This is a genomic window from Stenotrophomonas sp. NPDC077659 (assembly GCF_050268705.1).
Lineage (GTDB): Bacteria > Pseudomonadota > Gammaproteobacteria > Xanthomonadales > Xanthomonadaceae > Stenotrophomonas.
Map to the genome: position 1 here is coordinate 23,306 of NZ_JBNNHG010000037.1, position 6,954 is coordinate 30,259.

At 67.9% G+C, this 6,954-nt stretch carries 7 protein-coding genes; 1 reads left to right on the plus strand and 6 read right to left on the minus strand.

The window, feature by feature from the left end; all coding sequences use genetic code 11:
• Positions 1–58: 58 nt before the first annotated feature.
• Positions 59–967, plus strand: a complete 909-nt coding sequence (locus tag ACQKDV_RS07905) for a LysR substrate-binding domain-containing protein (RefSeq protein WP_427783206.1) — start codon at positions 59–61, stop codon at positions 965–967.
• 91 nt (positions 968–1,058) lie between these two features.
• Here the strand turns inward: ACQKDV_RS07905 and ACQKDV_RS07910 are convergent, their stop codons facing one another.
• The 6 genes from ACQKDV_RS07910 to ACQKDV_RS07935 all read right to left on the minus strand — a co-directional run.
• The gene (locus ACQKDV_RS07910; RefSeq protein WP_427783207.1) at positions 1,059–2,315 is read right to left on the minus strand and encodes an MFS transporter; all 1,257 of its coding nucleotides are present in this window, start codon (positions 2,313–2,315) and stop codon (positions 1,059–1,061) included.
• Positions 2,316–2,435: 120 nt separating this feature from the next.
• On the minus strand, positions 2,436–3,062 hold the full coding sequence (gene lepB / locus ACQKDV_RS07915) for a signal peptidase I (protein ID WP_427783208.1): 627 nt from the start codon (positions 3,060–3,062) through the stop codon (positions 2,436–2,438).
• A 144-nt stretch (positions 3,063–3,206) separates the two neighbouring features.
• The gene (locus ACQKDV_RS07920) at positions 3,207–3,653 is read right to left on the minus strand and encodes a 3-dehydroquinate dehydratase (RefSeq protein ID WP_427783209.1); all 447 of its coding nucleotides are present in this window, start codon (positions 3,651–3,653) and stop codon (positions 3,207–3,209) included.
• A gap of 3 nt (positions 3,654–3,656) precedes the next feature.
• A complete protein-coding gene (locus tag ACQKDV_RS07925) occupies positions 3,657–4,052 on the minus strand; it encodes a hypothetical protein (RefSeq protein WP_427783210.1) in 396 nt (131 codons plus the stop codon).
• A 179-nt stretch (positions 4,053–4,231) separates the two neighbouring features.
• On the minus strand, positions 4,232–6,388 hold the full coding sequence (gene dcp, locus ACQKDV_RS07930; RefSeq protein WP_427783211.1) for a peptidyl-dipeptidase Dcp: 2,157 nt from the start codon (positions 6,386–6,388) through the stop codon (positions 4,232–4,234).
• A gap of 112 nt (positions 6,389–6,500) precedes the next feature.
• Positions 6,501–6,954 (minus strand): 1-acyl-sn-glycerol-3-phosphate acyltransferase (locus ACQKDV_RS07935; RefSeq protein WP_427783212.1); only part of this gene is annotated, 454 nt, incomplete at its 5' end.

Below are 6,954 nucleotides of genomic sequence, written 5' to 3' on the forward strand. Positions count from 1 at the left end.
GTGGGCTCTGACCCCCACACCCACCCCATTTCCGGCGGACGATGAATAAACTGGCCCCATGTCCATCGAACTCCGCCACCTGCGCTACTTCCTCGCCGTTGCCGACACGCTGCACTTCGGCCAGGCGGCCGAGCGGCTGGGGATGTCGCAGCCGCCGCTCAGCCAGCAGATCCGGCAGCTGGAAGAATTGATCGGCGCGCGGTTGTTCGTGCGCAGCCATCGCCGTGTGCAGCTGACGGCCGCCGGTGAGCGGCTGCAGGAACGCGCACGGGCCATCGTGCAGCAGGTGGAAGCCGCCGTGGACGAGGTGCAGCGCGCGCAGCGCGGTGAGCAGGGCGAGCTGCATATCGGCCTGACCCGGGCCACGCCGCTGTCGCCGCAGATTCCGCGGTCGATCCTGCAGTACCGGCAACAGTACCCGCAGGTGCGCCTGCAGCTGAGCGAAATGAACACCCTGCAGCAGATCGATGCGCTGCTCGATGGCAGCCTGGATGTGGGCATCATCCGCAAGCGTGCGCTGCCGCCGGAACTGGTGGCGCACAGCCTGTTCGTCGATCCGCTGGCACTGATCGTGCACGCCGACCACCCTGCCCTGCGCCGCCTGTCCAAACAGGGCACGCTGGCGCTGCGGGATTTCGCCCAGGAGCCGTTCGTGGCGTTCCGCCGCAGTGCCGGTGCCGGCATCCACGACCACATGATCGCGCTGTGCGCGGCGGCGGGGTTCACCCCGCGCATCGTGCAGGAGGCGGGCGAGGCATCGACGCTGATCAGCCTGGCGGCGGCCGGTCTGGGTGCGGCGATCCTGCCGTCGTCGTGCGACCACATCCGGGTGGAAGGCGCGCGCTTCGTGGCGCTGGCCGATGCCGGGGCGCACTCGGAAGTGCAGCTGGCGTGGCGCCGCGAAGGAGTAACGCCGTTGATCCGCAATTTCGCCGGGTTGTTGCGCGGGGCGTTTGCGGAAGGGTGAGCGTGCAGCCCACCCGGTAGTGCCGGCCGCTGGCCGGCAGATGGACCCTGCCGTGGTTGCCGGCCAGCGGCCGGCACTACCGCGCGTCGGGTCAGGCGGTGACCGGCTGCGGGGCGCGCTGCTGCAGGGCCCAGACGATGCCGCCGCCGAACAGGGTCAGTACGCCGGTGAACAGGCACACGCCCAGCCAATCCCACGCCGCGTAGGCCAGGCCACCGACGGCGCCGAGCACGCTGCTGCCCAGGTAGTAGGCGAACAGGTACAGCGCCGAGGCTTCGGCACGCATCGAACCGGCGCGGCTGCCAACCCAGCTGCTGGCCACCGAATGGCCGCCGAAGAAACCGAAGGTGACCAGCGCGATGCCCAGCGCCATCGTGGTCAGCCACGGCATCGACAGCAGCACGATGCCGGCACCGATCAGGCAGAAGGCAATGGTCAGCACGCGGCCGCGGCCATAGCGCGTGGCCTGCTGGCCCATCCAGGCCGAGCTGAAGGTGCCGACCAGGTACACGCTGAAGATCAGCCCGACCACGGTCTGGCTGAGGTGGTACGGCGGCGCCAGCAGGTGGTAGCCCAGGTAGTTGTAGAGGGTGACGAACACGCCCATCAGCACGAACGAGGTGGCGAACAGCCACGGCAGGCCCGGATCGGCGAACAGCGTGCGCCAGCGCGAGGGCAGCTGGCGCAGGCCGCCACGGCGGGCCTGGAAGTGCCGCGACGGCGGCAGCTGCAGCCACAGCAGCACGGTGCTGGCCACGGCGATGATCGAGACCGTACCGATGCCCCAGCGCCAGCCCCAGTGGTCGGCGATGATGCCGGCCAGCAGGCGCCCGCTCATGCCACCGATGGCGTTGCCACCGATGTACAGGCCCATGGCCAGGCCCAGCGCACGGCTGTCCATTTCCTCCACCAGGTAGGTCATCGCCACCGCCGGCACGCCGCTCAGGGCCAGGCCCAGCAGGGTGCGCAGCACCAGCAGGGTGGTCCAGTCATTGACCAGGGCGGTACACAGCGACAGCAGGGCCGAGGCCATCAGCGCGGCGATCATCATCGGCCGCCGGCCAATGGCATCGGACAGCAGGCCGGCCAGCAGCATCGCTACGGCCAGGGTGCCGGTGCTCAGCGACAGCGACATCGCGCTGCCGGCGGCGGACACACCGAAGTGACGGCTGAATTCGGGCAGCAACGGCTGCACCGTATACAGCAGGCCGAAGGTCGAGAACCCCGCCAGGAACAGCGCGAGCGCCGTGCGCCGGAACGCCGGGGTGCCCTGCTGGATGCGGGTCTCGACAACGGAATCAGGAGTGCGGGGGCGGCCGCTGAGGGACGCCGCAGTTTCGCCAGTCATGGGATCGAAGGGCCGTGGGGGCGGCCGACATGGGGGTACGGGGACCAGCGTAGGCTCCTCGATCCAGTCGATCCATAACCTGATGAGTAAGGATCGATATGCAGGACGTATCAATTCAGCTTACAGATGCTTCCATTCGAAGCCATCGCCGCGGCGGTAGTAGATCGCCACGGCACGGCCATAGACCTTGCCGGCATCAACGAAACCGAAGAAGCGGCCGTCAAAGCTGTTGCCGCGATGGTCGCCCAGCACCAGCAGTTTGCCGGCCGGCACCTCCATGTCGCCGATGTCCGGGCCACCGCCCATGTCCAGGTCAAGCTGAGCCTGGCGCTCGCCGAAGGCTTCGGTGTCGGCGAGGTCGGCGATCTGCAGGGGCTGGCCGTTGATGGCCAGATGGCCGCCGTGCAGCTGCACGTGGTCACCAGCCACGGCCACCACGCGCTTGATCAGGCGGGTGCCATCGGCCGGCGAATCGAACACGGCCACTTCGCCGCGCTGCGGGCTGCCGGTGGCCAGCAGTTGCCTGCTGGTGAACGGCAGGCGCAGGCCGTAAGCGCGCATGTCCACCACCACGCGGTCGCCCGGCTGCAGGGTCGGCTGCATCGAGCCGCTGGGCACCACGTAATGGTTGGCCAGGGTGTCGCGGGCGGCGGCAAGCAGGCCGAGCATGACCAGCAGCGGCAGCGCTTCCTTCTTCAGCCAGGTGAGCGCGCGTTCGGCAAACGGGGGGCGGGCAGCGACGTCCATGACAGGTTCCGGTGGGTGGAAGCTCGGTCAGACCAGCGGCAGGCGCGGGAGGTTCCCGGGGGCGCAGGTCCTGTAGAGCCGAGCCCGTGCTCGGCTGATCGCGGAAGCCGAGCATGGGCTCGGCTCTACAGAGGGCGGCAACGCTCAGGTGCCCACGTGCACGCGGTTGCCGTGCTCGGCCAGGCCCAGATGGTCCAGGGCGATGTCCAGCGCCAGTACGTAGCTCTGCGCGCCGTAGCCGGCGGCGATGCCCAGGCGTTGGCCGATGCCTGCCGGCAGGCATGGTTCGGCCACGGCGCCATCGTCGTGCACTTCCACGTAGGCGTTGTGCAGATAGGGCAGCAGGCGTTGCAGGCGCAGGCTGCCGGCGCAAGCGCCGGGATCGAGCAGGGTCACTTCGCCACGACTGTGGTCGGCCACGCGCAGCGCGTCCAGCAGTTCCTGTTCCGAGCCGCAGGCGCGGATGGCCACGCTGGTACCCGCGTCGATCGCACGGTGCACCAGCGATTTCAGCACCGGCGGCGGCAGCGGCTGGGCAGTGCGGATCAGCGTACCGGCGGCGTCCGGGCCGCGGATGATGAAGATCGACATGGCTCAGCCCTCCTGCGCCAGGCGGCGGCCGACGATGGCCAGCGACAGCGGGTAGCCGGCCTGCTGGCTGCGCTGGTCGACCACCACGGCGGCCGGCCCATGCTGCAGGCGCAGGCGTGCTTCCAGGTCGGGCTGGTGGGGGGCCTGCAGTTCGATCCAACGCGCGGGCAGATCTTCCAGTGCGGCCTGCAGTGCACGACCTTCGGCCTGCCACTGCGCCTCGTCGGCCACGCCCACGTCCAGCAGCACCCAGTCATCGGTGTGGGCCTGGCACAGGCACTGGCGCACTTCGGACAGGCTGGCGCAGTCGTTGCACAGCACGCGGTGGCCGCACAGCTGCGGTGGAAGCTGCGGGGGCGGCACCGACGACGGCGCATGCCGGATCACCAGGAGAGTCATACACCACCTTGCACAAAGCGCCCTGCGGCGCGGTAGGCACACGATGCGCGTGCGGGCCGTAAAGGTGCGATGGCGGGCGATGGCCTGGCGCGTAAAAGGTGCGTAACGCAAGCGGGGTCGGAGCCCCGCCGCGCGATGCGCGACGGGCTCCGACCCCACAGGTGCCGCGTTCTACGTTGTTATTTCAGCCCGCGGAACTTCAGCAGCGGTTCCACCGACGGGTCCTTGCCGCGGAAATCGCGGTACAGGGTCGACAGTTCCACGCTGTTGCCGCGCGAGAGGATCTTGTCGCGGAACGCCTGGCCGTTGGCCGCCGTCAGGCCACCGTGTTCGGTGAACCACTGGTAGGCGTCATGGTCCAGCACTTCGGCCCAGAAGTAGGCGTAGTAACCGGCCGAATAACCGCCGCCCCAGATGTGGTCGAAGTAGGTGGTGCGGTAACGCGGCGGTACCTGCGGCAGGTCGACCTTGTACTTCTTCAGCGCGCTGGCTTCGAAGGCACCGACGTCCTGCAGCGGCGCATCGGCCTTCTGGGTGTGCCAGGCCAGGTCAAGCAGCGCGGCCGACAGATACTCGGTGGTCGCATAGCCCTGGTTGAAGCTGCGTGCCTTGAGGATCTTGTCGACCAGTTCCTGCGGCATCGCTTCGCCGGTCTTGTAGTGCTTGGCGTAGTGGGCGAAGACCTTCGGGTCCAGCGCCCAGTGCTCGTTGAACTGCGAGGGGAACTCGACGAAATCGCGCGAGGTGGCGGTGCCGGCGATCGACGGGTACTTCACGTTCGAGAACATGCCATGCAGGGCGTGGCCGAACTCATGGAACATGGTGGTGACGTCGTCGAAGCTGATCAGCGCAGGCTGGCCATCGGCCGGCTTGGTGAAGTTGCAGACGTTGTAGACCACCGGCTTGGCACCGGTCAGGCCGTCCTGCTCGACGAACACATCCATCCAGGCGCCGCCGGACTTGGTGTCACGCTTGAAGTAGTCGGTGTAGAACAGGGCCAGCGAGCTGCCGTCCTTGTCGAACACTTCGTACACCTTCATGTCCGGGTTGTAGGTCGGAATGTCGGTGCGCTGCTTGAAGGTGATGCCGTACAGCTGGGTGGCGGCATAGAAGACGCCGTTCTGCAGCACGTTGTCCAGCTCGAAGTACGGCTTGATCTGCGATTCATCCAGATCGTACTTGGCCTTGCGCACCTGCTCGGCGTAGAAATCCCAATCGGAGGCGGCAACCTGGAAGCCCCCCTTCTGGGCGTCGATCACCTTCTGGATCTCACCGGCTTCGGCACGTGCCTTGGCGGTGGCGGCCGGCACGGTGTCAGTCAGCAGCTTCAGGGCGGCAGCCGGGGTCTTGGCCATCTGGTCGCCCAGCTGGTAGTCGGCGAAGGTCTCGAAGCCAAGCAGCTTGGCCTTCTGCGCACGCAGCTGGGCCAGGCGCTGCACGGTCTCGCGCGTGTCGTTCTTGTCGCCACGCTCGGCACGGGTTTCCGAGGCCTTCAGCACGGCAGCGCGCTGGTCACGGTCGCTGAGCGAACCGAGCACCGGCTGCTGGGTGGTGTTCTGCAGCGGCAGCACGAACTTGCCGTCCAGCTTGCGATCCTTGGCGGCGTTGGCCGCGTTGTTGATCGCGTTGTCGTCCAGGCCGGCCAGCTTGGCCTTGTCGTCCACGACCACGGCCGCCGCGGCGGTGGCCGCCACCAGACGGGTATGGAACTGGGTGGACAGGGTGGTCTCTTCGACGTTGAGCTTGCGCAGGCTCGCCTTGTCGGCGTCGGACAGCTGTGCGCCCGCGCGCACCAGGCCATCGTAGTAATGCTCGACCAGGCGCTTCTGCACCGGGTCCAGCTCCAGCGTGTCACGCTGGTCGTACAGCGACTTCACCCGGGCGAACAGCTTCGGGTCCAGGTTGATCTCGTCCTGGTGCGCGGCCAGCTTCGGGGCAATGTCTTCCTGGATCTTCTGGCGTGCTTCGGTGCCATCGGCCTGGACCAGGCCGAAGAAGATGCGCGACACGCGGTTGAGGGTCTCGCCGCTACGCTCCATCGCCACGATGGTGTTGTCGAAGGTGGCCGGCTCGGCGTTGTCGGCGATCCTGCGGACATCGGCCAGATGCTGGCGCATGCCTTCTTCGAAGGCCGGCGCGTAGTCGCTGTCCTTGATCTTGTCGAACTGCGGTGCCTGGAACGGCAGCGTGCTGGCGCTCAGCAGCGGGTTGGTGGAGGCTTCGGCCGGCTGCTGGGCCGGGGCTTTCTGTGCATCGGACACGGGGGTGGACTCCTTGCCGGAACAGGCCGCCAGCGCCAGGCTGATGGCGGCGGCCAGGACTACGGTACGCGACATGTAAAAACGCTCCTTGGGCAGACGGTACGGGATACCAGCCCTCCACCCTACTCCTGTCGCGCGCGCCCGGCATGTGCCGGACGTGGCGCCTGGTCCGCCGCCGGCGGCCGGCTCAGACCGTGCCGCGGGTCTTGCCCATCCACGGCCGGTAGAACTCGCGGATGGCGGCCATGTCGGCCGCGTCATCGCCGGTCGGCTGGAACAGCGGGCCGATGCCGATGGTCTTTTCCGGGTAGTGGAAGTACGCCGCCAGGACCGGCACGTCGGCCATCCGGGCGATCTTCAGGAAGCCGGCTTTCCAGTCCTTGACCGCCTTGCGGGTGCCCTCGGGGGTGATGGCGAACCACATCTTCTCGTTGTTGCGCAGCAGATCCACGGCCTGGCCCACGGTACCCTGCGGCGCGCTGCGGTCCAGCGGGATCACGCCCAGCGTGTGCAGCAGCGGGCCCAGCGGCCACCAGAACAGCGAGGCCTTGCCCAGCACCTTCACCTTCATGCCCAGTGCGATCTTGGCGGCCATGCCCCACAGGCCGTCCCAGTTGGACGAATGCGGGGCGATGATGAAG

What these genes read in the sequence shown, in the direction of transcription:
- ACQKDV_RS07910 (WP_427783207.1), bottom strand. Translation starts at nt 2,315, where the DNA reads ATGACTGGCGAAACTGCGGCGTCCCTCAGCGGCCGCCCCCGCACTCCT.
- ACQKDV_RS07925 (WP_427783210.1), bottom strand. Translation starts at nt 4,052, where the DNA reads ATGACTCTCCTGGTGATCCGGCATGCGCCGTCGTCGGTGCCGCCCCCG.
- lepB (WP_427783208.1), bottom strand. Translation starts at nt 3,062, where the DNA reads ATGGACGTCGCTGCCCGCCCCCCGTTTGCCGAACGCGCGCTCACCTGG.
- ACQKDV_RS07905 (WP_427783206.1), top strand. Translation starts at nt 59, where the DNA reads ATGTCCATCGAACTCCGCCACCTGCGCTACTTCCTCGCCGTTGCCGAC.
- dcp (WP_427783211.1), bottom strand. Translation starts at nt 6,388, where the DNA reads ATGTCGCGTACCGTAGTCCTGGCCGCCGCCATCAGCCTGGCGCTGGCG.
- ACQKDV_RS07920 (WP_427783209.1), bottom strand. Translation starts at nt 3,653, where the DNA reads ATGTCGATCTTCATCATCCGCGGCCCGGACGCCGCCGGTACGCTGATC.